The 1,056-nt window shown below is 56.2% G+C and carries 1 protein-coding gene; it reads left to right on the top strand.

Features of this window, described 5'->3' with window-relative positions; genetic code table 11:
• On the top strand, window positions 1–1,053 hold a 1,053-nt coding region (gene tuf, locus SB719_RS18930; protein ID WP_412159577.1), incomplete at its 5' end, for an elongation factor Tu.
• Window positions 1,054–1,056 lie beyond the last annotated feature (3 nt).

The following is a 1,056-nucleotide window of genomic DNA, read 5'->3' as shown; positions in this document are numbered from 1 at the left end:
CGTGCATTCGACCAGATCGACAGCACCCCTGAAGAAAAAGCACGTGGTATCACCATCAACACCGCTCACGTAGAGTACGAAACCGCAAGCCGTCACTATGCACACGTTGACTGCCCGGGACACGCCGACTACGTGAAAAACATGATCACCGGTGCTGCGCAGATGGACGGCGCAATCCTGGTTGTTGCTGCGACTGATGGCCCGATGCCACAGACCCGTGAGCACATCCTGCTGGGTCGTCAGGTTGGCGTTCCTTACATCATCGTGTTCCTGAACAAGTGCGACATGGTTGATGATGAAGAGCTGCTGGAACTGGTAGAGATGGAAGTACGTGACCTGCTGTCACAGTACGACTTCCCGGGCGACGACACGCCAATCGTACGCGGTTCAGCGCTGAAAGCGCTGGAAGGCGACGCGGAGTGGGAAGGCAAAATCGTTGAGCTGGCGGGCTACCTGGACAGCTACATCCCGGATCCGGTTCGTGCAATCGACCTGCCGTTCCTGCTGCCGATTGAAGACGTGTTCTCAATCTCAGGCCGCGGTACCGTTGTTACCGGTCGTGTTGAGCGCGGTATCGTTAAAGTCGGTGACGAAGTTGAAATCGTGGGCATCAAAGATACCGCGAAATCAACCTGTACCGGTGTTGAGATGTTCCGCAAGCTGCTGGACCAGGGTCAGGCGGGCGAGAACTGTGGTGTTCTGCTGCGCGGTATCAAGCGCGAAGACATCCAGCGTGGACAGGTTCTGGCGAAGCCGGGCTCAATCAAGCCACACACCAAGTTCGAGTCAGAAGTTTACGTTCTGTCTAAAGACGAAGGCGGCCGTCATACTCCGTTCTTCAAAGGCTACCGTCCACAGTTCTACTTCCGTACCACTGACGTGACCGGTTCAGTTGAGCTGCCGGAAGGCGTGGAAATGGTAATGCCAGGCGATAACATCAAGATGGTTGTTACCCTGATCCACCCAATCGCGATGGACCAGGGTCTGCGCTTCGCAATCCGCGAAGGCGGCCGTACCGTTGGCGCGGGCGTTGTTGCTTCTGTTATCGCTTAATTG

It is taken from the genome of Pantoea sp. SIMBA_079 (genome assembly GCF_046940275.1).
Classification (GTDB): domain Bacteria; phylum Pseudomonadota; class Gammaproteobacteria; order Enterobacterales; family Enterobacteriaceae; genus Pantoea; species Pantoea borealis.
The sequence above is the reverse complement of the archived record's forward strand: the minus strand, read 5'-3'. Positions and strand labels throughout refer to the sequence as shown.